This window comes from Pseudoalteromonas sp. MMG013 (assembly GCF_018100885.1).
In the GTDB taxonomy this organism is placed as follows: Bacteria; Pseudomonadota; Gammaproteobacteria; order Enterobacterales; family Alteromonadaceae; genus Pseudoalteromonas; species Pseudoalteromonas aurantia.
The window spans coordinates 63,267-89,552 of the sequence record NZ_JAGJEE010000017.1; the positions used below are offsets into that span (position 1 = coordinate 63,267).

23 protein-coding genes are annotated in these 26,286 nt (G+C 42.6%); 8 read left to right on the forward strand and 15 right to left on the reverse strand.

The annotated features are described in order from the left end of the window. Positions 1-102: 102 nt before the first annotated feature. A complete protein-coding gene (gene pssA, locus J8L98_RS15510) occupies positions 103-1,428 on the forward strand; it encodes a CDP-diacylglycerol--serine O-phosphatidyltransferase (protein WP_210997177.1) in 1,326 nt (441 codons plus the stop codon). Between the two features lie 74 nt (positions 1,429-1,502). Here pssA and asnB read toward each other — a convergent pair whose 3' ends face one another. The 7 genes from asnB to J8L98_RS15545 all read right to left on the reverse strand — a co-directional run bounded on the left by asnB (position 1,503) and on the right by J8L98_RS15545 (position 8,999). Next, the gene (asnB, locus tag J8L98_RS15515) at positions 1,503-3,167 is read right to left on the reverse strand and encodes an asparagine synthase B (protein ID WP_210997178.1); all 1,665 of its coding nucleotides are present in this window, start codon (positions 3,165-3,167) and stop codon (positions 1,503-1,505) included. Between the two features lie 206 nt (positions 3,168-3,373). Beyond that, on the reverse strand, positions 3,374-4,036 hold the full coding sequence (gene pcp / locus J8L98_RS15520) for a pyroglutamyl-peptidase I (RefSeq protein WP_210997179.1): 663 nt from the start codon (positions 4,034-4,036) through the stop codon (positions 3,374-3,376). Continuing rightward, entirely contained in the window at positions 4,029-5,048 is a 1,020-nt protein-coding gene (locus J8L98_RS15525; RefSeq protein ID WP_210997180.1) for a DUF979 domain-containing protein, read from the reverse strand. Before J8L98_RS15525 ends, pcp begins: the two co-directional genes overlap by 8 nt. Then, positions 5,045-5,773, reverse strand: a complete 729-nt coding sequence (locus tag J8L98_RS15530) for a DUF969 domain-containing protein (protein ID WP_210997181.1) — start codon at positions 5,771-5,773, stop codon at positions 5,045-5,047. The genes J8L98_RS15525 and J8L98_RS15530 overlap by 4 nt, the downstream gene beginning before the upstream one ends. 5 nt (positions 5,774-5,778) lie before the next feature. Next, the gene (locus J8L98_RS15535) at positions 5,779-6,708 is read right to left on the reverse strand and encodes a biotin-dependent carboxyltransferase family protein (RefSeq protein ID WP_210997182.1); all 930 of its coding nucleotides are present in this window, start codon (positions 6,706-6,708) and stop codon (positions 5,779-5,781) included. After that, positions 6,702-7,358 (reverse strand): 5-oxoprolinase subunit PxpB, encoded by a 657-nt coding sequence (gene pxpB, locus J8L98_RS15540; RefSeq protein WP_210997183.1) that lies wholly within the window; start codon positions 7,356-7,358, stop codon positions 6,702-6,704. The genes J8L98_RS15535 and pxpB overlap by 7 nt, the downstream gene beginning before the upstream one ends. A gap of 126 nt (positions 7,359-7,484) precedes the next feature. After that, positions 7,485-8,999, reverse strand: a complete 1,515-nt coding sequence (locus J8L98_RS15545) for a leucyl aminopeptidase (RefSeq protein WP_210997184.1) — start codon at positions 8,997-8,999, stop codon at positions 7,485-7,487. Between the two features lie 351 nt (positions 9,000-9,350). Between J8L98_RS15545 and msrA the strand changes: the two genes are divergently transcribed. After that, the gene (gene msrA / locus J8L98_RS15550; protein WP_247682580.1) at positions 9,351-10,556 is read left to right on the forward strand and encodes a peptide-methionine (S)-S-oxide reductase MsrA; all 1,206 of its coding nucleotides are present in this window, start codon (positions 9,351-9,353) and stop codon (positions 10,554-10,556) included. A 187-nt stretch (positions 10,557-10,743) separates the two neighbouring features. Here msrA and J8L98_RS15555 read toward each other — a convergent pair whose 3' ends face one another. The 8 genes from J8L98_RS15555 to J8L98_RS15590 all read right to left on the reverse strand — a co-directional run bounded on the left by J8L98_RS15555 (position 10,744) and on the right by J8L98_RS15590 (position 19,075). Further along, a complete protein-coding gene (locus J8L98_RS15555; RefSeq protein ID WP_192507721.1) occupies positions 10,744-11,406 on the reverse strand; it encodes a 3-oxoacid CoA-transferase subunit B in 663 nt (220 codons plus the stop codon). 11 nt (positions 11,407-11,417) lie between these two features. Then, positions 11,418-12,116 carry a CoA transferase subunit A gene (locus tag J8L98_RS15560; RefSeq protein ID WP_192507720.1) on the reverse strand — a complete coding sequence of 233 codons (699 nt, stop codon included), beginning with the start codon at positions 12,114-12,116 and terminating at the stop codon, positions 11,418-11,420. Positions 12,117-12,200: 84 nt separating this feature from the next. Then, positions 12,201-13,109 carry a hydroxymethylglutaryl-CoA lyase gene (locus J8L98_RS15565; protein ID WP_192507719.1) on the reverse strand — a complete coding sequence of 303 codons (909 nt, stop codon included), beginning with the start codon at positions 13,107-13,109 and terminating at the stop codon, positions 12,201-12,203. Continuing rightward, entirely contained in the window at positions 13,110-15,062 is a 1,953-nt protein-coding gene (locus tag J8L98_RS15570; RefSeq protein ID WP_210997186.1) for an acetyl/propionyl/methylcrotonyl-CoA carboxylase subunit alpha, read from the reverse strand. It abuts the gene before it with no gap. Positions 15,063-15,071: 9 nt separating this feature from the next. Next, entirely contained in the window at positions 15,072-15,854 is a 783-nt protein-coding gene (locus tag J8L98_RS15575) for an enoyl-CoA hydratase/isomerase family protein (protein ID WP_210997187.1), read from the reverse strand. Positions 15,855-15,866: 12 nt separating this feature from the next. Next, on the reverse strand, positions 15,867-17,474 hold the full coding sequence (locus J8L98_RS15580) for a carboxyl transferase domain-containing protein (protein WP_210997188.1): 1,608 nt from the start codon (positions 17,472-17,474) through the stop codon (positions 15,867-15,869). A gap of 10 nt (positions 17,475-17,484) precedes the next feature. Beyond that, a complete protein-coding gene (locus J8L98_RS15585; protein ID WP_210997189.1) occupies positions 17,485-18,660 on the reverse strand; it encodes an isovaleryl-CoA dehydrogenase in 1,176 nt (391 codons plus the stop codon). Positions 18,661-18,679: 19 nt separating this feature from the next. Further along, positions 18,680-19,075 (reverse strand): MerR family DNA-binding transcriptional regulator, encoded by a 396-nt coding sequence (locus tag J8L98_RS15590; RefSeq protein WP_010363179.1) that lies wholly within the window; start codon positions 19,073-19,075, stop codon positions 18,680-18,682. Between the two features lie 304 nt (positions 19,076-19,379). On the opposite strand from J8L98_RS15590, the gene J8L98_RS15595 reads away from it, so the two are divergent. From J8L98_RS15595 to mmsB, 6 genes are all read left to right on the forward strand, one after another. Then, complete coding sequence (locus tag J8L98_RS15595; RefSeq protein WP_210997190.1) at positions 19,380-20,558, forward strand: acetyl-CoA C-acyltransferase; 1,179 nt, start codon at positions 19,380-19,382, stop codon at positions 20,556-20,558. A gap of 106 nt (positions 20,559-20,664) precedes the next feature. Then, positions 20,665-22,155, forward strand: coding sequence for a CoA-acylating methylmalonate-semialdehyde dehydrogenase (locus tag J8L98_RS15600; protein ID WP_210997191.1), 1,491 nt, complete (start codon positions 20,665-20,667; stop codon positions 22,153-22,155). A gap of 143 nt (positions 22,156-22,298) precedes the next feature. Beyond that, on the forward strand, positions 22,299-23,456 hold the full coding sequence (locus tag J8L98_RS15605) for an acyl-CoA dehydrogenase family protein (protein ID WP_210997192.1): 1,158 nt from the start codon (positions 22,299-22,301) through the stop codon (positions 23,454-23,456). 9 nt (positions 23,457-23,465) lie between these two features. Next, positions 23,466-24,242, forward strand: coding sequence for an enoyl-CoA hydratase (locus tag J8L98_RS15610; protein WP_210997193.1), 777 nt, complete (start codon positions 23,466-23,468; stop codon positions 24,240-24,242). Next, positions 24,242-25,381, forward strand: coding sequence for an enoyl-CoA hydratase/isomerase family protein (locus J8L98_RS15615; protein WP_210997194.1), 1,140 nt, complete (start codon positions 24,242-24,244; stop codon positions 25,379-25,381). Before J8L98_RS15610 ends, J8L98_RS15615 begins: the two co-directional genes overlap by 1 nt. Before the next feature lie 13 nt (positions 25,382-25,394). Further along, positions 25,395-26,282: a 3-hydroxyisobutyrate dehydrogenase gene (gene mmsB / locus J8L98_RS15620; RefSeq protein WP_210997195.1), complete on the forward strand. Its 888-nt coding sequence runs from the start codon at positions 25,395-25,397 to the stop codon at positions 26,280-26,282. The last annotated feature ends 4 nt before the right edge of the window (positions 26,283-26,286 follow it).

Genomic DNA, 26,286 nt, shown 5'->3' on the forward strand with positions numbered 1-26,286 from the left:
CGAAAATGAACGCTTATTCATGACCAAGTGGGTTTTTTTTGATATGTTTTAAAGAAGTATATTTCGTTAGTCCGCAGGATTGACTCTCAACTATAGGTATTTATGGCTTTTTGGCAGGAAACTCCAGGGTTTGAATTAGAGGCTAAAAACATTCAAATTCTGACAGATGCAAAGCAGTATCATGGACAATTGTTACAGTTGATAAAGGATGCACAGCGTCGTATTTATATCACGGCACTTTATCTTCAAGATGATGATGCGGGGAGAGAGATTTTAACTGCACTACATGATGCATCCCTTGCAAATCCAGATCTCAAAGTCAATGTATTAGTCGATTTTCATCGTGCACAGCGCGGATTGATTGGCGCACAAAAATCAGATGGCAATGCGAGTTTATATTGCCAAGCATTGAGTGACTTTCAAAGTAATGTCAAAGTATATGGCGTGCCTGTTAAAGCAAAAGAACTTTTTGGTGTTTTACACTTAAAAGGATTTGTAATGGATGACACCGTTATGTACAGCGGTGCAAGTCTAAATGATGTGTATTTACACAAAGATTCAAAATATCGCTTAGATCGTTATTTTTTAATAAATCAGTCTCAACTTGCCGATAGTTTCTGTGATTTTACAGACCGATATTTGATCAGCAGTGAGGGGGTACCTAGAATAGATAGTCGACCATTACCTAAATTTAATGATATCAAATTAGCACAAAAAAAGTTAATGCGAGAATTGAAAAAAGCCAAATATGATTTGTCTGAAGCAAGCAATCAAAATGGTCTTAATATTCGTGCGTTTTTAGGGTTTGGTCGTCGTACAAATAAGCTTAACCGTTTAATTAAAAATCTATTTGATACAACGGAACATGAGCTCATTTTATACACCCCCTATTTTAACTTTCCGGCGCCTCTTTTGCGTTCACTTAGGCGATTATTAAAGCAAGGGAAGCAGGTAACAGTGGTGGTGGGTGATAAAACGGCAAATGACTTTTATATTTGCCCAGAACAACCCTTTAGCCGAATTGGCGCTTTACCTTACTTGTATGAGACGATTTTACAGAAGTTTCTCAAAAGCCAAAAGCGTCACATTACTTCGGGTCAATTAAAAGTCTATTTGTGGAAAGATGGGGTAAACTCATTCCATTTAAAGGGAATTTGCAAAGATAATCATACACATTTGCTAAGTGGGCATAATTTGAATCCTAGAGCTTGGGGGCTTGATATTGAAAATGGCATTTTGATTGAAGACCCGCAAAAACAGGTATTACCGGGTATTGAGCAAGAAAAACAGACTATTTTAGATAAATGTCGTTTGCTTACTGGCCCAGATGATATTGAATCATTAAATGATTATCCATTACCGGTTCGAAAGTTACTTGGTCAAGCTAAACGCGTGAAGGTTGATTTTATTATTAAGAAGTTTATCTAGTCTGACTTTATCGAGCGAAAAGATTATATTAAAAAGGGCCTTAGGCCCTTTTTAATATTTATAGGTATTCGCGTTTATTCATAAGCTTCGTTATGCACATTGGCAGCACGACCAGATGGATCTGCATTGTTTTGAAATGAAGCATCCCATGCAAGCGCTTCTGGTGTTGAACATGCAACTGATTTACCATGAGGTACACAATTTGCGGCAGCATCGCCCGGGAAATGTTCTTCAAATATTACTCGGTAAAAGTAAGCCTCTTTACTGTCTGGAGTATTGATTGGAAAGCGGTATTTAGCATTGGCTAAGTCTTGATCTGATACCTGATCGTTGACATGGGCTTTTAATGAATCGATCCAACTATATCCAACTCCATCAGAGAATTGCTCTTTTTGCCTCCAAAGTACGCTGTCAGGTAAGTAACCATCAAACGCTTCGCGTAGAATATGCTTTTCAATACGACCATCTTTACACATTTTATAGTCGGGGTTACTGCGCATCGCGATATCAACAAACTCTTTGTCTAAGAAAGGCACTCGCGCTTCTACACCCCAAGCGGCCATGGATTTATTAGCCCGAAGGCAATCAAACATGTGTAACTTAGATACTTTTCGATTCAGTTCTTCATGAAACTCTTTTGCATTCGGGGCTTTGTGGAAATAAAGGTAGCCGCCAAATAATTCATCAGCGCCTTCGCCAGAAAGTACCATTTTTATACCCATTGCTTTTATTTGTCTAGACATTAAGTACATCGGCGTTGATGCCCTAATTGTGGTGACATCATAAGTTTCTAAGTGATAAACAACTTCTCTTAATGCATCAATACCTTGTTGGACCGTAAAAACTATAGGGTGGTGGACAGTGCCTATTTCATCGGCCACAACTTGTGCAGCAGCAAGGTCAGGTGATCCAGCTAAACCAATAGAAAAGGAGTGCAACTTTGGCCACCATGCATCAGATGCATCATTGTCTTCTATACGTTTAGCTGCAAACTTTTGAGTAATTGCCGAAATAACGGATGAATCTAAGCCGCCAGACAATAACACTCCATACGGAACGTCACACATGAGTTGGCGTTTTACTGCCGCTTCTAGTGCATTTTTAACATCCAACGGGTTCGCTGAATTAGTTTTTACGGCGTCATAAGATTGCCAATCACGTTGATAGTAAGGGCGTAACGTTCCTTCTTTAGAATATAAGTAATGCCCAGGAGGAAATTCCTCTATTGAGGTGCAAATCGGTGTTAGTGCTTTCATTTCACTGGCAACGTAAAAGTTACCATGCTGATCTCGGCCCGTATAAAGAGGGATAATACCAATGTGATCTCGGCCTATTAAATAACTGTCTTGCGTTTCGTCATATAAACAAAATGCAAAAATACCGTTCAAGTCATCCAAAAATTCCGGGCCTTTTTGTTTATATAGCGCGAGAATAATTTCGCAGTCAGATTCAGTTTGAAAAGAAAAATCAGTGGTGAGGCTTTGAGCGAGTTCTTTATGGTTATATATTTCTCCATTGACTGCAAGTATGTTGGTTTTTTCGGGGTTATATAGTGGCTGTGCCCCACTTGATACGCCGACAATAGCTAACCGCTCGTGTACCAATATTGCTTTATCTGTTGCATATACGCCAGACCAATCAGGGCCTCGATGTCGGAGCGTTTTCGACATCTCTATTGCTTGACTCCGTAATTGTATTGGATCAGATTTTAATTCTAATACCCCAAAAATAGAACACATAAAATACCTCATTCCTGCGTTGGTTAGCTAAAGTGCTAATTATTTATTTTGTTGATGAAGAACGACGGTTTAATACCGTGTTTTCCTTATTATAGATTTACCAGAAATACATAGAGAAGTCACACAGTTAAGTGGGTTTTTTAAAGGGAGTTTAATGACTATATTGGTGCAATAAATGAGGATATTGCACCAATATGGAAGGTGGTTTAGTGCGTTGTGCCAGCTGCAACTTTTAAATCAGACTCATTGCTGATCGCGGCCGCAATAATGACTTTAATTGCTGACATGACCGTTTCTTGAGCCATGCTTGATGCACCATTGTGATGCACAGCTTGGGATGGTAAATAGGGGATATGTATAAAGCCACCTTTTATATTGTAGTGGTGCAGCGTAATTTCATGCATTAATCCATACATCACATGATTACATACATATGTCCCAGCAGTATTTGAAACGGCAGCGGGAATATCCGATTTGTGCAGGGCAAGTAAAATACGCTTAATTGGTAAGTTGGTGAAATAGGCAGCGGGCCCCAGTGGAATGACAGGTGTATCAATTGGCTGATTACCCGCGTTATCTGCAATACGGGCATCGTTCACATTAATTGCAATTCGTTCTAGTGATATGTCGGCTCGCCCCCCGGCCTGACCGACACATAATACTAACTGTGGAGAATATTTATTAATTGCACCACGTAATACATCTAAAGATGTATCGAATTCACATGGGAGCTCTTTGGTGCGGATAGTTAACCCGTCAATAGCGATTCCTTCTAACGCTTGTACCGCTAGCCATGAAGGATTAATTAACTCACCGCCAAAAGGAGCGAAGCCAGTGATAAGAACACAAGGTTTGTGTGAGTTAGTCATTAAATATTACTCCATACATTAGTAAAATATTAATTGCGAGCAAAGTTAATGCGGTTGGGATTTGCACCTTGATAACTTGATATTTATCTTTTAAATCTAACAATGCGGCAGGGACAATATTGAAATTTGCAGCCATTGGTGTCATTAGTGTGCCGCAATAACCTGAATACATACCAATTGCAACGAGTGGTGCGGCAGAGGCACCATGCCCTTGAATTAAGAAAGGCACGGCAATGCCTGCTGTCATGACCGGAAATGCAGCAAAAGCATTACCCATGATCATGGTAAATAACGCCATACCAACACAATACAAAACAACTAACATGAAGCGGTTATCGGGTGAAATAAATAACGTGACGAGATCTTGGATGGCGGTGCCAGTTTGAGCCACTATGAATACACCACCGAGCATCGCTAACATTTGCGGTAAGATAGCAGCCCACCCGATAGAATCTACTAATCGACGAGATTCAGTGAGTGCGCGTATTGGGCTGCCAGAAGTAAATTTCCAGCCAATTAACAAGGCAACACCACACGCTAGGGTTAAAGAAGCTAATGTAAGATGACGCTGGTCGAATATGTACCAGCCATCGATATTTAAGTCTCCGAGAAGTAAGGTACAAATGACGGTGACGATAGGGATCATAACTGCTGGCATAAATAGTTTATTGCCAATTGTTTCTGCACTATGTGATTTAGCCTCATCTGATGGTGTGTCATAAGTGCCCATCGATACACGCCCAAACCCAGCGAGCAGTGCAATGACCATAACACTCACACCAACCCACTGATAAGTAATGGCTTTACCAAGCAGTGAAATTGAAAGATCACCAAATAAAAACACATTGCCAAATAATAGCCAAAAGAGTGCGGTACTGTATTTTTTCGGATGGCCTTTATCTTGTAACGTTCTCATTACTAAAAACATAACAACAAAGCCAATAAGTAAATATATGTTTTCGATTGATATGATAGCGGGGGGTGTATTTACAACATTTGACGGAGCACTCATGATAGCTCCTCCGTTAACCTAGTCTGAGGTTGATTCTTATAAAAAGCAATCTCACGACTAATTTTTGCTTCGAGCCTAGCTAATCTAAATAAGTGAACGAGTAAAGCGGCGATTGCTGTCGGGATGGCCCATAAGCCAATATGGAGCGGTTCAATACCAGTAATACCATTTTCTTTTAGGAAAGCATCCATGAGTAACACCGCGCCAAAAGCGATGAAGATATCTTCTCCAAAAAACATAGCAATATTATCACATGCGGCCGCATGTGCACTGATCATATCTTTGACTTCTTTAGGTAATTCGCCATGTAGGTTTGTCGCAGCGCCTAATGCCATCGGGGCGAGTAAAGGTCTAACCGTTTGAGGTTGTCCCGCTAGACTCAGTAAGCCTAGCGCAGAAGAGCATTCTCGTACTACGAAATAGACGGATAAAATGCGTGCAGTCGTTGCACTTTTTATACTCGCAATCCAGCTTTGGGCACGTTGCTGCAAGCCATATCGCTCAAGCAACGCAATAACAGGTAAAATCAGAAGAAAACTCGCGAGTTGACGAGAGTTCATGAATTTCTCACCAAAGGTTTCAATCAGTGCTAAGAAGTCCATATCGACTGCCCAGCCAGTGACGATACCAGCAGCAGTTACCACCAGTAGAGGATTAAATCGCAGTGCAAAGCCAAGTACCACGATCGCTATGCCACTAAGTGGTAATAGATTTAAATCTGTCATAATTGTTACTCTATTTTATTATTTTTCGCTAGCGTAAACTGCGCTAGGTGAGCGGTTTGCTTTTCACTTGCCTTATATGCGTGTGAAACATTCGATTGTATAAATTGGACTGTCTGTTGAGTGCCTAATTGACTAAATAAACGAAGGTCAGCATTTATAACAATGGCAATAATTGGATAACCACCGGTTGTTTGACAGTCATTCAATAGCACAATGGGTTCTCCATTTGGTGGCAACTGTACCACGCCTGGGTGTACCGCTTGGCTTGCAATCGTCGTATTGTGCTGTACTGTATTTTCTGCCGTAAGCCGGGATCCCATACGGTTATTTAGCTCACTGACATGCCAAGTGGTTGTCAATAAATGCTCAAAAGCGCCGTCTGGCAGTTTATCACAGTGTGGCCCTTTAAGTACTCTTACCTCATTGGTGTATGCAGGCTGTTGTGCGCCTATGCGAGAAAGCGCCGTAGGGCAAGGCGTAAAAGTAAGTTGGTCATTGGCATTTAAAGCTCTACCATTAAATCCGCCAAAATTTGCTTGTATATCGGTAGATTTGGCACCGAGTACTTCGGAAATTTCGATACCGCCTTGAATCGCTAAATAAGCTCTTTGAGCACTTTTACTGGTTGAAAAAGTGAGAGTGTCGTCAGCGTTGGCGAAATAACGCCACCCTGAATATAAAGGCTGGCCATTCAATTTGGCTGACAAGTCACCCCCAGTTATGGCGAAATTAACAGGTGCGGTGAATTGAAATTGAGCGAGGCCAATGGTTATTTCAATCACGGGGGTATTTTGTGCATTGTTGACAAGTAAATTTGCCAGCTGGAATGCAATTGGGTCGAGTGCACCGCATTGACTCACACCTAGATGCCTATAACCTACACGGCCTAAGTCTTGAATTGAGGACAACACGCCAGACTTAATGATGTTTAACATAATCCTTCCTTTGACGGCATGAACTTAACTTGGTCTCCAGGCATGAGCACACTAGGTTGTGCGCGCAGAGGGTCAAACAAGGGAGTATCGCATTGCCCCACTAAGTGCCATCCACCAGGAGAAGCACTGGGATAAACGGCGGTGAGTTCTTGTGCTATAGCCACAGAACCTTTAGGTACATGAGTTCTAGGGGTTTCTTTCCGCGGTAATTGTAGCGCTTTCGGGAGTGTCCCCAAGTACGCAAAACCAGGTAAAAACCCTATAAACTCAACTTGGTACAGTATGGATGAATGAAGTTCGATAATTTGTTTTTCAGTTATTTGTAACGTATTTGCCAATGCGGTCAGATCAGGGCCAAAATTGCGGCCATACTTTACAGTTAACGTGTGAGTGGTCGGTGTATAGCTGGTCACTTCACACTCGTCCCATAGGGCATTGATCTTTGCTATCCAAAGAGGGTGATCTTTGGGTGATTTTAGATAGACCGTGACTGACGATTTTGCAGGAACTACGTCAAAGAACGCATCGCTTTGCAGTAGTCTAGCTGTGAGCGCAAATAAACGGCGCTGCTCCTCATAGGATGGACTCGGTGTAGTGAGTGTAAATACAATCGTATGCTCCCCAAGCAGGTAACAATGTTGCTCGGTCATTGAGTTTCCATATCATTGTTATTATTGTGGACAGTATATCGAATTTGTTACTGACAGATACAAAAAAGCCATGCAATGCATGGCTTTTTTACCTAACGATGTTCGTTAATCACTTTGTGATATTGGTTATTGGTTTTTTAGTAGCCACTCGCTTAATAAGCGAACGCCATACCCAGTTCCACCTAAAGGCACTTCTCCCTTCGCGGAACTCGATAACGCATTACCGGCGATGTCTATATGAACCCAGCGAGTTTCACCTGCAAACTGTTGCAAGAAAGTCGCTGCGGTTGTTGCTCCAGGGCCACTAGAACCAATATTTTTAAAGTCGGCAATATCAGAAGACAGGGTATCTTTGTAACCTAGGGGTAAGCGCCAAACTTGTTCGTTAACCTGCTTGCCAGCGAGTGTAAATTCATTTATCAGCTGATCATCATCTGAGAAAATTGCTGAATATCGATTCCCGACAGCACGAATCTTTGACCCAGTTAAGGTGGCAACATCAACCATTATCTCTGGCTTGAAGTGCTTACGGGCATACCACATGGCATCGCTTAATACGAGGCGCCCTTCTGCGTCTGTATTGACCACTTCAACACTTAACCCTTCAGCTGTACGTAATACATCCCCAGGCGCGATGGCATATTGTGATACCATGTTTGCTGCCATGCCCATAACAGCGACAACGTTCATGTCCGCTTTATTTAGTGCCATTGCTTTAATGGTACCCAGTACAGCTGCTGCACCTGCCATATCGGATTTCATTCGAGCTATTGAGGCACCTTTTTTTATGCTGTAACCACCAGAGTCGAACGTTATTCCTTTGCCGATAAGTGCAATTGGTGTGTCTGAGTTGCCCTCATAATGTGCAACGACTAGGCGCGCACCTTCCTTACTACCTCGACCAACCCCTTCGAGGGCACCCATTCCAAGCTCTTTCAATTGCGCAGGTTTTAAAATAGTTACTTTAACACCATATTGCTCTAGATCTTTTGCCGCTTTAGCAAAATCAACTGGAGTCATTTCTGTTGCCACTTCAGAAGTTAAATCTCGGGCTAAAAAAACACCTTGCTCAACGTGCGCAAGTTGCTGATATTGTTCACGAGTACGTGTATCGTTAGCGACATGAATGTTATAGCTAACATTAAATGTTTGTGGCTCTTTTTTATAAACTTCGAACGTATAGTCACGCAAGTTTGCGCCGTGGGCGAATTGTGCAGCCAATTCGCTATTGTCTTTACCGTTGCCGATAGATGCGAGTGCGAGTGAAGCAGAGACTACTTTTTTCGACTCTAATTTCGCATGGATGTTACCACCTAGCTTAGCCATTTTGGCGTTGGTTAATGTCTCTTTCTTACCAAGACCAACAATGAGTATACGACTGTACTTACTATCAATAGGCGCAATAACTTCAACGGTTTTACCATACTCACCTGTAAATGCATCAGCTTTTGTTGCACGCTCTAATTGCTTTCGCGTGTTGCTATCTAAAAACTTAAGATTGGCATTACCATCTGAATTTTGAAAAACGACAAGTGCATCACCTTTAACTAAATGAGATGTAAAATTAAAGTCAGCAGCAAAAGCACTTGCTGAGCTTAATACAGCGAATGATAGAGCACTCAAAGAAAAAGATAGTTTCATGATAAATCCTAAGTAAAAAATCAAAATAGCTTTTACCTGAAAAAAGTAAAGGTAGTAACTAATAGTCGTTGAACCGCCAGTTATTACAGTTAAATTACCACCAACCTTTAAGCAGTATGAGCGTTTAGTATGGTTTGTTTTTATTACTTCGTAGTATAAATTTATTGCATTAACTGAAATCAAAAACGCCGTCAGAAGGTCTATTCAAGCATAGTAAGAATATAAAGCGTATTGGAGAGGGTAGCCAAACGCGAAACAAATAAGGGTACATATTACATGTCGAATAGTTTGAAAAGAACGCTTTTGACGGCTGTGGTTGTGGTCAGTTCATTGAACGTGAATGCCACTGACATGCCGATGCCCAAGCCAGAGCAAGCCAGTATGCATGTTAAAACACTTGTTTTAGGGTCTGGTTGTTTTTGGGGGGCAGAGAAACGGTATGAAGCAATGCGCGGCGTCATTGACGCGGAGTCAGGGTACGCAGATGGCACGGGTTTCAAAGCCAGCTATCAAGAGATCATTAAACGCAGCCGGCGCTTTGATGAACGTAATTTTGCTGAAGTAGTGAAAGTCACATATAACGCAAATATTTTGACTACCGATACTTTATTACAGCGCTATTTTGAAAGTCATGACCCAACGCAAAAGAATCGCCAAGGCAATGATATTGGCACGCAATATCGTTCTACTATTTTATTCAGTGAACAAACCCAGCGGGATATTGCTTTTGATTTAAAAGCGCAGTATCAAATACTGTTATCAGCGAAAGGTTATGGCGACATTAAAACCATTATAAAGCCGCTAAAAAAGTTTTATCCGGCTGAAGAGTATCATCAGAATTACCTTGTTAAAAATCCTAATGGGTATTGCCCTGATCATTCAACAGGCGTGGTTTTCAAACCAGTAAATACGCAAGAGAAAAACAATGATGTTTTATTATCTGGTAAGCACATTGTTGTTATCGATTCGAAAAACTATTGCCCATACTGTGAAAAGTTAAAAAAGATAGTTCTCAATGATTATCAAGGCGATGTCCGCTTACACTTTAGGTATGCAGATGAACTACATAACTTAGAAATAAAGTCAGCAACATGGGCGACCCCAACAATTTTGTTTCTTGAGAATGGTAAAGAAGTATTTGGTCATCAAGGGTTTATGGATAAAACTCACTTTTACAAAGCATTAGGTGCTTTTAAACTAGGGGACAGTGAAGCGTACTCAGTCGCGTTTCAAAAGGGAACACAACGTCCATTTTGCAAAGAATACGATATTTTCAAAAACACCCCAGAAGGGGTATTTATTGATAAGTTAAGTGGTGCATCGTTGTTTGATACCAAAGATCGTTTTAATTCAGGTACTGGTTGGCTATCGTTTAAGTATCCAGTTAAGGGCAGTGTGACTTATCATGAAGATACAAGTTTTGGTATGACGCGCACGGAAATACGTTCGAAATCAAGCGGAATTCATTTGGGGCATGTATTTGCAAATGAAGGGCCAAATGGTACAGACCGTTATTGTATAAATGCAACAGTGTTAGATTTTGTTGCCGCCCAATGAGTGGTTTTTAGCGGTGCTTCTCCCTTCGCTATATGACTTTTTTACGTTGGTTCTTTACCAATTAAAAGCAGATAGGGCTCGATACTAAAGATAAAAAAAACCCCTCTAACGAGGGGTTTTGGGTAACTCAGTGCCTAAGCACTGGGAATGAGGTCGGTACATTTTAAACTACTATGTAATATGACAATTAATCCGTAAACTGCATTTCTGGGATGTCACCTTCAACGATGAGCTTACCAGCTGTTTTACTAATGATTTCGTCAACACTTACATTTGGCGCACGTTCTAATAAATAAAACGCGCCATCTTTCACTTCAAGTACGGCTAAATCAGTCACTATTTTCTTAACGCAATTCACTCCAGTTAGGGGAAGTGTACATGCTTCTAGTAACTTAGAGTCGCCGTGCTTACTGGCATGGGTCATTGTCACAATAATATTTTGTGCGCCTGCAACAAGGTCCATTGCACCCCCCATGCCTTTGATTAACTTTTTCGGGATCATCCAAGACGCAATATTGCCTTGTTGATCTACTTCAAATGCACCTAGAACCGTCAAGTCTACATGACCACCACGTATCATGGCAAAACTTTCAGCACTATTAAAAATAGCCGCACCTGTCGCAGCTGTCACGGTTTCTTTACCCGCATTGATCATATCTGCGTCAACTTGGTCTTCATTTGGGTACGGACCCATACCTAAAAGCCCGTTTTCTGACTGCAACATAACTTCGATGCCGGCAGGCACAAAATTAGCGACTAGGGTAGGAATCCCAATTCCTAGATTGACGTAGTAGCCATCTTTCAACTCTTGCGCAACACGCATTGCAACTTGTTCACGTGATAAAGCCATTTTAATTCTCCTTACTTACTCGTCGTGACACGTTCAATGCGTTTTTCAAAGTTACCTTTAATTACGCGATTTACATAGATACCAGGGGTATGAATTTCACTTGGTTGTAATTCACCGGGTTCAACAATTTCTTCAACTTCAACCACGGTCATTTTACCTGCAGTGGCGGCCATTGGATTGAAGTTCATGGCTGTATGGCGAAATACCAAGTTACCATAACGATCGGCTTTCCAAGCTTTGATAATCGCAAACTCGCCGGTTATTGATTCTTCAAGGATGTATGGGCGACCATTAAATTCTTTGACTTCCTTACCTTCAGCAACCGGTGTGCCATAGCCAGTAGCAGTATAAAAACCTGGAATACCGGCTCCGCCTGCACGCATCTTCTCGGCCAAGGTTCCTTGTGGAGTAAGTTCCACGTCAATAATGCCGTCAAGCAATTGTTGTTCAAACAAAGCATTCTCGCCAACATATGATGCAACAATTTTTTTAATTTGACGATCGTGTAGTAAAATACCCAAACCAAAATCATCAACGCCGCAGTTATTTGACACAACAGTAAGTTCTTTGGTTTGCTTGCGTTTAATTTCATTAATTAAACCTTCAGGGATCCCACACAGTCCAAAACCGCCTGCAATGATGGTATCACCATCTTTGATGCCTTCCATCGCTTCGGCGTAGCTTGTCACTACTTTATCGAAACCGGCCATTAGCCCACTCCTCATTGTTGTTTTATCTTCAGTGTGACACACATACTAAAATTAGCATTAGTGTGTATCAACACTGGGTTGTTATTACGATGCGCATTTTGCTTGTAATGCTAAAGAAACCTTACTTACAGGTGACTTATTGAGTGCGTCACAAATTGCCCATCCAGCTTTTGCTAGCCTTTCTAAATCAATTTGGGGGTCAATGCCAAGCCCTTGCAGTAAGTAAATTACATCCTCTGTGGCAACATTTCCTGACGCACCTTGTGCATAAGGACACCCACCTAAACCGGCAACAGCACTATCGATGGTGGCAATACCTAATTCAAGGGCACTGTGAATGTTCGCTAAAGCTTGGCCATAAGTATCGTGAAAGTGCACGGCCAGCTTGTCTATGGGGATATGTTGCAGCAATAAAGAAATCACTGATTTAACCTTGTTTGGGGTACCCACGCCGACAGTATCACCTAAGCTAATTTCATAGCACCCAAGAGCCAACAATTGTTTACAAACCTTTAAAACAGCTTCAGGCTCAATATCGCCTTCATAAGGGCATCCAAGCACACAACTTACATAGCCACGCACTTTGATCCCATGTTGTTGTGCTAGTTGGACCACATCTTTAAAGCGCTCAATGCTTTGCTCAATAGAGCAGTTAATGTTTTTTTGTGTGAAAGTTTCGCTTGCTGCAGTGAATATTGCAAACTCTTTAACATTGGCTGAGAGTGCGGCTTGTGCTCCTCGCAAATTCGGTGTTAATGCGCTTAGCACGACATCTGGAGCAACAGACACGCCGTTAATGACATCCAGAGAGTCAGCCATTTGAGGTACCCATTTTGGCGATACAAACGCACCAGCTTCAATATGTTTGAGCCCTGCGACACTCAATGCGTTGATGAGTTGTATTTTATCTTCGCTTGAAACAGTTGATTCATTTTGTAGTCCGTCTCGTGCGCCTACTTCTACAATTTTTACGTGTGCTGGATATGGCATCACTTAACCCTCCACAGCGTCAACAATGGCAAGCATTGCACCATGACTGACAAGTTCGCCTTCATCAAAACAATAACTACTCAACGTTCCTGTAAAAGGTGCGTTCAGAGTGTATTCCATTTTCATGGCTTCGATGATAACCACAGGGTCGCCTTTTTCAACTTGGCTACCCACTTTTTGTAAATGTTTTACAACGGTCCCATTAAGTGGTGCGGCTAAAGGTGCTGCTTCATGTTCGTGTTCACTAATAAAATGCTTAGATTTGAGCTCAAATCGGTGTGCAATCGCACCATACATTACCGTAATTGCATCCTCGGTAATTAATACGCTGGCAGTATATTGCTTACCATTAATTTGTGCAGTTAGCTGATTGTTTAGCAAAATTGCTGAGCCGGCTAATATGTCATCATCGATATGCAATGTATGATGTGAGTCGTTAAGCGTCACGGAGACATTATGCTCAGTAAAGGGGACCTTCATACTATTACGTTGATTCAATCTAAATGCAGTTTCTGACTGCCACGGTGTTGCTGCATTACTTGCATTTTTATGTTTTGTGTAGGCTAGGGCAGCTAGCGCAAGTAACTCAGTTTCAGGCAATTCCTGTTGTGTGAGTGTGTCAGTTTGACTGTCTATAAAGTGTGTATCTGGTGCGCCAGCTGTAAATGTTGGATGACCCGATAAATGATGTAAAAATGCAATGTTACTTTTCACGCCAGCCAAATGAACTTCTTCTAAAGCGTGATGCAATTTAAGTAATGCGATTGAGCGATCGGGTGCATGAACGATGAGTTTGGCAATCATAGGATCATAGAAAGAACTAATTTCACTGCCAGCCACGACACCTGTATCAACTCGCAGACCCTCATTTAATTGTGGAAAAGTCAAATGTGTTAAGGTGCCGGAGTAGGGCATAAAGTTTTCAGTTGGATCTTCAGCGTAAATACGCGCTTCAAAACTATGGCCAGTTAAAGTCACTTGCTCTTGTTGTAGTGGTAATGCTTGATTGTTGGCAACGCGAATTTGCCATTCGACTAAATCGAGGCCAGTCACCATTTCTGTTACTGGGTGTTCTACTTGCAAACGCGTGTTCATTTCCATGAAGAAGAATTCGTCGCCACACAGCAGAAATTCGACTGTTCCAGCACCTCGGTAATTGATTGCTTGGGCACATCGTACCGCGGCTTCTCCCATTGCTTGACGTAATTCATCACTCAAACCGGGCGCAGGCGCTTCTTCAATGACTTTCTGGTGACGACGTTGTAAAGAACAATCTCTGTCTCCAAGGTATACACAGTTACCGTGATTGTCAGCAAACACTTGTACTTCAACGTGACGTGGGGTGTCTACATAACGTTCAAGTAACACCAAGTCATTACCAAACCCAGCAAGTGCCTCACGTTGTGCTCCCTCTAATGCACTAATAAATTCTTGGGCTTGTCGAACCACGCGCATGCCCTTACCACCTCCACCGTAGGCGGCTTTAATTAAAACAGGGTAGCCAATTTTATTTGCTTCACTGGCTAAAAAATCGGTGGCTTGTTTTTGGCCGTAATAGCCGGGCACTAACGGTACATTGGCTTGTGCCATAATCTCTTTGGCACGGGTTTTAGAACCCATAGCTTCAATAGAGCTTGCTAATGGACCAATAAACACAATGTCAGCTTGTTCGCACGCATTCGCAAATTGATCATTCTCTGATAAGAAACCATATCCTGGGTGAATGCAGTCTGCGTTTGCTTGTTTAGCAACATCGAGTATTTTTTCAGCCACTAAATAAGAATTTTTACTTGGAGCTGGGCCGATATGATATGCCTCATCGGCAGAGCGTACATGAAGTGCATTTTTGTCGGCATCGGAATACACCGCTACGGTTTTTAAACCAAGACGTTTCGCTGTTTTTATAATTCTACATGCGATTTCGCCTCGGTTGGCGATAAGGATTTTTTTAAGCATGGTGATCCCTTACTGTTTAGCGGCGTGTTGCCAGTTTGGCGCACGCTTATCAAAAAAAGCGCTGAGGCCTTCTTGCCCTTCAGGGCTAACTCTTATTTGTGCGATACGCTGAGCGGTATGATGAATGAGCGTCTCGTCAATTGGATTACCTGCCACTTCATTGATAAGTGTCTTGGCAGAGCGAACTGCACTTGGGCCATTATTTAACAGAAGCTCTATGAATTGAGCTTGGCTATGGACTAAGTCATCGCTAATTTCGTGTATAAGTCCTAGATCAAGGGCAGTATTTGCCGTGAATACTTCAGCAGTGAGGAAGTAACGTCTGGCTTGGCGCTCACCAATTGCTTTGATCACATAAGGGCTAATAACAGCTGGGATCAAGCCAAGCTTTACTTCGCTTAGACAGAATTTCGCGTTTTCAGTAGCGACCGCAATGTCGCAGCAAGCAATTAACCCAAGTGCGCCACCAAATGCTGCGCCTTGCACAAGGCAAAGCGTTGGGTGTGGGCAATTCGCCAATACCGACATAAGTTTTGCAAGCTGCTTTGAATCCGCCACGTTTTCATCAAAGTTATTGCCAGCCATTGATTTCATCCAACCAAGGTCAGCACCAGCAGAAAAGTGTTTGCCATCGGTTCTTAATACTAAAGCACGAATATCTAACGAGTTCGCATGCTCAATACACTTAATGAGCTCGGCTATCACAGCATCATCGAACGCATTATGTTTTTCAGGGCGACTTAATTCTAAAATCGCCACTTTTGTTTTTGTTATGGTTAAAGTGACAGACATAGTGTGCTCCCGTTACATTCTGAAAATACCGAACTTAGATTCTTGGCTCGGTGCGTTAGCTGCAGCATCAAGAGCCAAGCCTAATACGGTGCGTGTATCTGCTGGGTCTATAATGCCATCGTCCCATAGGCGAGCACTGGCGTAATACGGATGACCTTGTTTTTCATACTGCTCGACAATGGGTTTTTTAAACTCAGCAACTTCTTCTTCGTTCATGCTTTGACCTTTACGGGCTAAACCATCTTGGCGAACTTGAGTCAAAACGCCGGCCGCTTGCTCTCCACCCATAACTGAAATACGGGCATTGGGCCACATCCACATCATCGTTGGCTCGTAAGCTCTGCCACACATACCATAGTTACCTGCGCCATACGAGCCCCCGATCAATACCGTGAATTTTGGCACATCTGCACAAGATACCGCAGTTACCATTTTAGCACCGTGTTTGGCGATACCTTCAGCCTCATATTTTTGACCTACCATGAACCCAGTGATGTTTTGCAAAAATAGCAGGGGGATATCGCGTTGTGCACATAGCTGAATAAAGTGGGCGCCTTTTTGTGCTGACTCCGAAAATAAAATGCCGTTGTTTGCGACGATGCCAACAGGGTGCCCGTATATTTGCGCGAAGCCAGTGACGAGGGTTTCTCCAAAATAACGTTTAAATTCATCAAATTGTGAATCATCAACTACGCGTGCAATGACTTCTCGTACATCAAATGGCTTTTTCAGGTCAGTACCAACTATGCCGTATACCTCGCGAATATCATAGCGAGGTGGTTTCACATCTTTCAAAATGGGCTTTGTTGGTCGCTGGTGGTTAGTACGTTGGATACATTGACGTGCAATCGAAAGTGCATGCTCATCATTTTCTGCATAATGATCTGCCACACCAGAAGTTTTACAGTGCACATCAGCGCCACCTAAATCTTCCGCGCTGACTTCTTCGCCGGTGGCCGCTTTTACTAAAGGTGGGCCCGCTAAGAAGATGGTCCCTTGTTCTTTTACGATAATACTTTCATCAGCCATTGCTGGTACATATGCGCCACCAGCTGTACATAGGCCCATAACCACTGCAATTTGTGGGATCCCTTTTGCTGACATACGTGCTTGATTATAGAAAATTCGGCCGAAATGTAACTTGTCTGGGAATACCTCATCTTGTTCGGGTAAATTTGCACCACCAGAGTCAACCAAATAAATACAAGGTAAGTGACAACGTTCGGCGATTTCTTGTGCACGTAAATGTTTTTTCACCGTTATTGGAAAATAGGTTCCGCCTTTTACCGTGGCATCGTTGGCAACAATCATACATTCGACGCCTTTAACTCGACCGATACCAGCCACAACGCCTGCACATGGAATATCTTGCTCGTACACGCCAAAGGCGGCGAATTGGGAAATCTCTAAAAATGGCGAACCTTCATCAATAAGTGTATCAATTCGGTCGCGTACAAATAACTTACCACGACCTTGGTGGCGTGCAATAAGGGCATCACCACCACCTTGAGAAAGTGTTGCTACTTTGTCGTTTAAATCTTTAACCAGCGATGCCATCGCATCGCTGTTCGCTTTAAACTGACTGTCGTGGGGATTAACAGAGGAGTTAAGTACAGTCATAATTATATCCTTAACGGCTTTCAGTGAATAATTCGCGACCAATTAGCATGCGGCGAATTTCAGATGTCCCGGCCCCAATTTCGTATAATTTAGCATCGCGTAGTAGCCGGCCTGTTGCATATTCATTGATATACCCATTTCCACCGAGAATTTGTATGGCATCAAGTGCCATTTTTGTCGCAAGCTCTGCGGCATATAAAATCGCACCCGCAGCGTCTTTACGCGTGGTTTCGCCACGATCACATGAACGTGCAACGGTATATACGTATGAACGCGCTGCATTCATTTGTGTATACATATCAGCGACCTTGCCTTGAATAAGCTGAAACTCACCAATTGATTTATTAAATTGCTTACGTTCGTGAATGTAAGGCGTGACGATATCCATACAGGCTTGCATAATGCCTAATGGGCCGGCAGCTAATACCACGCGTTCGTAATCTAGGCCACTCATAAGCACCTTTACGCCTTCGTTTAAGCCACCTAAAATATTTTCTTCAGGCACTTCACAATCTTCAAAAACTAACTCACAGGTGTTTGAGCCACGCATGCCCAATTTATCAAGCTTTTGCGCAGTTGAGAAACCAGGGAAATCTTTTTCTACTAAGAATGCGGTAATGCCTTTTGAGCCGGCATCTAAGTCTGTTTTTGCATATATCACCAATACATCTGCATCAGGTCCATTGGTGATCCACATCTTATTGCCATTGAGGATATATTTATCGCCTTTCTTTTGTGCTTTCAATTTCATTGAAACAACATCTGAACCGGCGTTAGGTTCACTCATCGCCAATGCGCCAATGTGCTCACCACTGATTAGCTTAGGTAGGTATTTGCGTTTTTGGGCATCATTACCATTACGATTAATTTGGTTCACACAGAGATTCGAATGCGCGCCGTAACTAAGACCAATTGATGCACTCGCTCGGCTGATCTCTTCCATTGCAATAACATGCTCAAGATAACCCATACCTGCACCACCGAATTCTTCTGGCACGGTGATACCTAACAGTCCCATTTCGCCAAACTGAGGCCAAAGCTGATTTGGGAAGCTGTTGTCTATGTCTGTTTTCTCAGCCAAGGGGGCAATTTCAGCGGTAGCAAAGCCATTCACATGATCGCGGATCATGTCCGCAGTTTCGCCTAATCCAAAATTCATTTCTTTGTATAAAGATACGGTGCTCATAATAATAATCCTGTGAGAGTTATTCTTCTAAATTACCTAAGGTATCGCGGCAGCGACGTTCTGCGGTCACTAATTCCATCAATACAACTTTTATATCGTCCATCTGTTGACTTAAATCGGCTTTTTTCTCTTCAATTAAATTCAACATGGTAACTAACTGTTTTGCGCTAGACTTATCTGCGTCGTATAGCTCAAACAAACGACCTGTTTCGGCTAGCGTAAATCCTAAACGTTTGCCACGCAGAATGAGCTTGAGACGAACTTTGTCACGTTTGGAATAAATTCGAGTCTGTCCATGACGTTCAGGAGAAAGTAATCCTTGATCTTCATAAAAGCGAATACTTCGCGTGGTAATGTCAAATTCCTTAGCTAAATCACTAATAGAAAAAGTAGGTTCGTTATTGTTATCTTGCATGGTGTTTACACATTTACTTCTGTGACTGATTAGACCAATATAAGTGAAGTTTACGTAAAGGTAAAGCTGAACGTTTAAATCATACTTTGGTAGCAGTTGTAAATAGCCATTCTAGATATGAAAAGCGAGGCTGCAATAAGGAAATTACGTGTTTGGCAAGGATTGTGTGCAGCATAACTTTACAAATTAGGCCAATGAAGTTTGTTTGATTTTAGATTTACGTTGGCGTAAACGTAAATATTATGTATGCTCGAAACATAAAATTTATTGTTCAAGCTAAATCGCTTGTGAATAGGAGCAAAAAATGAGTAATGATGCTGTTGTCATCGTAGCCGCAAAACGCACCCCTATGGGTGGCTTTATGGGCGCTTTATCTGGTGCAAGTGCCACCGAATTGGGCGCAACTGCGATTAAAAGTGTGATGTCTGAAACGGGTTTGTCAGATGCATCTATTGATGAAGTTATCATGGGATGTGTACTGCCAGCAGGATTAGGTCAAGCACCAGCACGTCAAGCAATGTTGCACGGCGGACTTGCGCGTTCAACAGGCGCAACAACAATCAACAAAGTGTGTGGCTCAGGTTTAAAAGCAGCCATGCTAGCTCATGATTTAATTAAAGCTGGCAGCATTTCCTCTGCAATTGCCGGTGGCATGGAGAGCATGACAAATTCACCGTATTTTATCCCGAAGGCCCGTGGTGGCATGCGCATGGGACATGGTGAAATTAAAGATCACATGATGTCAGATGGCTTAGAAGATGCCTACGATAACAAAGCGATGGGCTGTTTTGCGCAAGATACCGCCGACCAATATGGTATTACGCGTGAGCATATGGATGAATTTGCATTGGGTTCATTAAGCAAAGCCAACGCAGCAATTGAAAACGGTAGCTTTAGCGCGGAAGTTGCCGCGCACATCATTAGCACTCGCAAGGGCGACGTTGAAATTAGCATTGATGAGCAACCAGGCAATGCACGCCCTGACAAGATCCCAAGCTTACGCCCTGCATTTAAAAAAGACGGCACCATTACCGCGGCGAATTCATCATCCATTTCGGATGGTGCAGCGGCATTAATTTTAATGAGTGAGTCAGAAGCCCAACGTCAAGGTTTAACGCCTTTGTGTAAAATTTCGGCACATGCAACACATTCACAAGCACCTGAAGAATTTACATTAGCCCCCGTTGGTGCAATGAATACGTTACTTGAACGCACCGGCTGGAGCAAAACAGACGTCGACCTTTGGGAAATTAACGAAGCGTTTGCGATGGTTACTATGCTTGCTATCAACGAAATGGGCTTAGACATCAACAAAGTAAACGTGAATGGCGGTGCATGTGCACTGGGTCACCCAATTGGCGCAAGTGGTGCACGTATCTTAGTGACACTTATTCACGCACTACGTAATAGAGGCTTATCAAAAGGTATTGCTTCTTTGTGTATTGGTGGCGGTGAGGCGGTTGCATTGGCAGTCGAAGTGTAACGCTTACTTGACATTAATTTAAAAAATTCGGGCATCGAATAACTGGTATAAAAAATATTACTAACCAGCGGTGCCTTATCTCATTTACTCTGGGGAGGAGTGCGTCATGCACCAAGTACCTTTATACATCAACGGCGAATTTTCACAATCATCATCTGACACTTGGATTGACGTAGTTAACCCTGCCAATCAAGAAGTATTGGCAAAAGTTCCGTGTGCTACCGAGGCGGAAGTTCAAGCTGCAATTACCTCAGCACAGGAAACCTTTAAAACGTGGAAAGAAGTGCCTATTTCGGAACGTGCGCGGGTGATGATGCGTTATGCTGCGTTACTTAAAGAGCATCATGATGAAATAGCGACGATTATTTGTCATGAGTTAGGCAAAACTTTTGAAGATGCCAAAGGTGACGTATGGCGTGGTATTGAAGTTGTAGAACAAGCTGCAAATGCACCTTCTATGATGATGGGTGAAACGGTTGGTAACGTTGCACGTAATATTGATACCTACTCTTATATGCAACCATTGGGTGTGTGTGCAGGTATTACCCCATTTAATTTCCCAGCAATGATCCCATTGTGGATGTTTCCGCTTGCAATCGTGTGTGGTAACACGTTTATTTTAAAACCATCAGAGCAAGATCCACTCACACCGATGCGTTTGGTTGAACTGTTTGAAGAGGCGGGAGCACCTAAAGGGGTACTTCAAGTTGTACATGGTACCAAAGCGCAAGTAGATCAAATTTTAGAAGCACCAGAAGTACGCGCTATTTCATTTGTTGGGTCGTGTGGTGTAGGTCAATATATTTACTCAAAAGGCACGCAAAACTTAAAACGTGTTCAAGCATGTGTAGGCGCTAAAAACCATATGGTGATCATGCCAGACTCTAAAAAAGAGCAGCTGATCAATAATTTGGTTGGTTCGTCTGTTGGCGCTGCAGGGCAACGTTGTATGGGTATTTCAGTAGCGGTCTTTGTGGGTGATTCTAAAGAGTGGGTTGCTGATTTAAAAGAAGCGTTTACCAAAGTACGCCCGGGTGTGTGGAATGATCCTGAAGCTGCATATGGTCCACAAACAACCGGCGCGGCAAAAGCACGTATTTTATCTCTCATTGAGGGGGCAAAACAACAAGGTGCGACGTGTTTACTTGACGGTTCAGATTTTACCGTTGAAGGCTATGAGAATGGCAACTGGGTTGGCCCAACTTTATTTACTGATGTAACATCTGAGATGGACTTATATAAAGAAGAAATATTTGGTCCTGTGCTCGCGTGTATGTTTGTAGATACATTAGAAGAAGCGATCGAACTGATCAACAATAGCCCATATGGTAACGGTACCTCATTATTTACATCAAGTGGTGCAGCAGCACGTAAGTTCCAGCATCATATTGAAGTTGGTCAAGTGGGTATCAATGTACCGATCCCTGTGCCATTGCCATTTTTCTCATTCACAGGTTGGAAAGGGTCTTTCTATGGTGACCAACATACCTATGGTAAACAAGGTGTACGTTTTTACACTGAAACTAAAACCATAACATCTCGCTGGTTTGAAGATGGCGCTGTATCTGGTCCGAATATGAGTATTAATCTTAAATAATTTATTTAGTTATCAAACAAGTAACCACATAGAGTTACAGAAACTAAGTAGTAGCCTAACCAGATTTCAGGTTAGCGCATCAATAATTAAAACAATCAAGCCTACGTTAGGTGGGCTTGCATTAGACAACAAAAGAGGTCTCTATGGACTTTAATCTGAACGAAGATCAACAGGCATTCGCCGAAACCGCCCATCAATTTGCAATGAGTGAACTCGCACCCAATGCAGCATTATGGGATCGTGAACATATATTTCCAAAAGAAGTTATCAAAAAAGCCGGCGAACTGGGCTTTTGTGGTTTATATACCCCAGAAGAGGCCGGTGGTTTAGGCTTATCACGTTTAGACTCTAGTATTATTTTTGAACAACTGGCTATGGGCTGTACCGCCACAACGGCGATGCTAACCATTCATAATATGGCAACTTGGATGATTGCCAGTTTCGGCACTGATACCGTAAAAGACACTTTCATTGACCAATTAGTAATGGGTGAGTTACTGGCATCATATTGTTTGACAGAACCAGGAGCTGGTTCAGATGCGGCATCACTTAAAACTAAAGCAGTGTTAGACGGTGATGAATACGTACTCAATGGTTCAAAAATGTTTATCTCAGGTGCGGGCGAAACCGATGTGTTGGTGGTAATGGCCCGCACTGGTGAAGCCGGTCCTAAAGGCATTTCTGCATTTTTAGTACCTGCTGATGCAGCTGGTGTTGAATATGGTAAAGCCGAAGAGAAAATGGGCTGGAATGCGCAACCTACTCGATTAGTTAGCTTTGAAAATGTACGTATTCCTGCGAGCTATTTACTCGGTCAAGAAGGGGAAGGGTTTACATTCGCTATGCAAGGCTTAGATGGTGGGCGTATCAATATTGCGACCTGTTCCATTGGTACGGCACAACAAGCATTGAATACGGCAAAAGAATATATGCAAGAACGAGAGCAGTTCGGTAAGCCGTTAGCAGCATTTCAAGCATTGCAATTTAAAATCGCTGATATGAATACCGAGCTTGTCGCTGCGCGTCAAATGGTACGTTTGGCAGCCTTTAAGTTAGACACTAATGATAGTGAAAAAACCACATACTGTGCCATGGCAAAACGCTTTGCAACTGATGTTGGCTTTAAAGTGTGTGATGATGCATTACAGATCCATGGTGGTTATGGTTATATAAAAGAATACCCACTAGAGCGACACGTACGTGATGTTCGTGTACACCAAATTCTCGAAGGTACTAATGAAATCATGCGTGTCATTATAGCACGTCGAATTTTAGCCCAAGGCGCCGCGAGCGTATTGTAAGGAGTTCCCATGACAGCACAACTTAAACTTGAAAAGCAAGGTAATACAGCCGTAATCACGATGAGCAACCCCCCAGCGAACACTTGGACTCGTGACACATTAGTGGGCTTAAAAGAACTGGTTATAGATCTTAATCAAGACAAAAATATTTACGCGCTGGTTATTACAGGTGAAGGTGAGAAGTTTTTCTCAGCAGGCGCTGATTTAAATGTGTTTGCAAGTGGTGACAAAGGTGTTGCGGCGGATATGTCTCGTGTATTCGGCGAAGCGTTTGAAACTTTGAGTGACTTTAGGGGGGTATCGATTGCCGCGATTAACGGATTTGCAATGGGTGGAGGTTTAGAAGTCGCACTGGCATGTGATATTCGCATTGGTGAAGAGCAAGCACAAATGGCATTGCCAGAAGCGAAAGTGGGCTTATTACCTTGTGCAGGTGGCACACAAAACCTGTCGTGGTTAGTGGGTGAAGGCTGGGCAAAACGCATTATTTTATGTGGCGAGCGCCTTAAAGCAGACAAAGCACTTGAGATAGGGTTATTAGAAGAAGTTGTGGCGACAGGTACGTCTTTAGAAGCTGCCATTGCTTTGGCTACCAAAGTAGCTGATCAGAGCCCTGTTGCTGTGACAGCATGTAAAGCATTGATCCAAAAAGGGCGTACAGGGACCATTAATAGTGCGTTACCGTTAGAACGAGAGTTATTTGTTACTTTATTTGATACGCAAGATCAAAAAGAAGGCGTTAATGCATTTTTAGAAAAGCGTAAAGCAAATTGGGTGAATGGCTAATGGCAAAGCTGCAGTTATTAAATCAAGCTGATGCGCCCGTTGTATTTGAACTTGCGCAAAGCGACAACGGTATGCAAGTGGCTTTTGCGACGCTGAACGTACCGAAAGCTTTAAATGCACTTAATTTAGACATGATCCGTTTGTTAGCGAAACAATTAGATGTTTGGGCACAAGATGACCAAATAGCTATGGTTGTTATGAAAGGCGAAGGAGAGAAAGCATTCTGCGCCGGCGGTGATGTGGTGAGCCTTTATAATGCAATGGCTGCCAATGATAAAAATACTTACATTGAAACATTTTTCAGCGAAGAGTACCGCTTAGATTACCAAATTCATACTTATGAAAAGCCAATTTTATTGTGGGGCAATGGCATCACCATGGGTGGTGGATTAGGGTTAATGGCAGGCGCAAGTCATAGGGTAGTGACTGAAACAGCACGCATTGCAATGCCGGAGATCACCATAGGCTTATACCCAGATGTCGGCGGTAGCTACTTTTTGAATAAAATGCCAGAAGGTGTTGGGTTGTTTTTAGGACTAACGGGTGCATCGATCAATGCTGCTGATGCACAATTTGTTGGTTTGGCAGATCACTTTATTGATGCTGAAAAGTATGGTGAGTTATTGGCTGGCTTATTGGGAATAGAGTGGGGGACAACTACCAGTTCAAACCATAACATGCTAACAAATATGCTAACCGAATTGACTAACATTTCAGGTGAGCCCCCAAAAAGTGAGATTCAGGCGAATATAGAGCAAATTTCGCACGTGAATAATTGTCATGATCTGCAAGCGCAAGTTGACTATATTTTATCAATTCCAAGCGATGATAATAAATGGTTAAGTCGAGCGCAAAAGTCGTTAAAACATGGCTCACCATTAAGTGCGGTGTTGGTGAGTGAGCAGCTCAAGCTTGGTAAAGGCAAATCTTTAAAAGAATGTTTTTTACTTGAGCTGCGCATGTCTGTACAAGCGGGTGAAGCGGGTGAGTTTCAAGAAGGAGTTCGCGCATTACTCATTGATAAAGATGGTGCGCCACAATGGCAGTTTGATGCAATAAGTTCAGTATCAGATGAGATTGTATCAGCATTTACGAGCGCGCGTTGGAGTGACGACGCACACCCGTTAGCAAATATGTAGGGAGCAGAACAATATGGCAAAGATTGGATTTATTGGCTTAGGAAACATGGGTGGCCCAATGGCCTGCAATTTAGTAAAAGCAGGACATACGGTAACGGTATTTGATTTAAGTGATGATGCAATGGCACATCTTGCGGAGCAAGGCGCATCCACAGCAAGTGATGTAACACAGGTATGTGATGGTGCAGATTATGTGATCAGTATGCTGCCAGCTGGCAAGCATGTGCGTGCTATCTATTGTGGTGAGAATGGGTTAATTAATCATTTAAGCACCGACACACTGGTTATCGATTGTTCAACCATAGACGCGGAGTCTGCGCAGTTTGTAGGTAAGGCACTGGGTGATGCTGACGTGAGTTTTGTTGATGCCCCAGTGTCGGGCGGAGTCGCAGGTGCTGCGGCTGGGACACTGACCTTTATTGTTGGTGGTAGCCAAAACGATTTTGATGGCGCCAATAAAGTGCTCCCTGATATGGGTAAAAATATTTTTCATGCGGGTGAAATTGGCGCGGGTCAAGTCGCGAAGATCTGTAATAATATGCTGCTAAGTATATTAATGGCAGGGACCAGTGAAGCATTGCAGATGGGGATTGATCATGGTTTAGACCCCAAAGTACTGAGTGAGATCATGCTCAACAGTTCTGGTCGAAATTGGACATTAGAATTATATAATCCATGTCCAGATGTACTTGAGAATGCCCCGAGCTCTAATGATTATAAGCCGGGCTTTATGGTTGACTTAATGGCTAAAGACTTAGGCTTAGCACAGCAAGCTGCACAACAGACCAATTCGGCAACGCCGATGGGCGCACTTGCGAAGAATTTGTACAACTTGATGCAAAATCAAGGCAAAGGCTCAGAAGATTTTAGCGCGATTTTTAAACTTTTTAGCGAAAAATAAGATT